The 636-nt window shown below is 30.5% G+C and carries 1 pseudogene; it reads left to right on the forward strand.

The window, feature by feature from the left end:
• Positions 1–636: pseudogene (locus H2277_RS09090) on the forward strand (hypothetical protein); the annotation flags it as partial.

The raw sequence follows: 636 nt of genomic DNA on the forward strand, positions 1-636 counted from the left end.
TATAAACCCCAATACCTAGATCCTAACTTTTATACAGGGCAAAAATCCACTCTAGTTGAATTTAAAGAATGGCAAAGTATTTATTTAAAAGATCCTATAAAAGGAGCTATAGCTCCTTGGACTAAAGCAGAAAAAGCTTATTATAAATCTTTAAAAACTAAAAGAGAAAGATATAAATATTTAGCAATAAGAAGTGGATTAAGATCTGTGGTTATAGATATACCCTATGATGCTTATGCTAATGTAGATGAAAAAGGAAGATTGGTTAATGAAGATTATGCCTATATTTATGATGAAGTAAGTTCTCATCGTGGAACATTAAAATCTTATTCTTTCTTTAATGAATGGGAATTGTCTGCTTTACTTTTGGGAAATATTAAAGCTAGTCCTACAGCTGCCGTAGGATTTAAAGCAAGACAACAACAAGCATTGTTTTTACAAGCTCAACTTGGAGATAAAAATGCTTTTAAAAGTTTAGGTTTAGCAGTATTGTGTTCTAATTCTTTTCTTACAGGGCAACATTGGAATAAGCTTAGAGCAAAAATGATTTACGATTTACACGATCATCATTATGAGAGTTTATTAGATGAATTTGGTATGCTTCCTTTTTTAGATGAGATTATAGGAGTAGATTGG

The organism is Campylobacter sp. W0014 (genome assembly GCF_020135975.1).
Classification (GTDB): Bacteria; Campylobacterota; Campylobacteria; order Campylobacterales; family Campylobacteraceae; genus Campylobacter_D.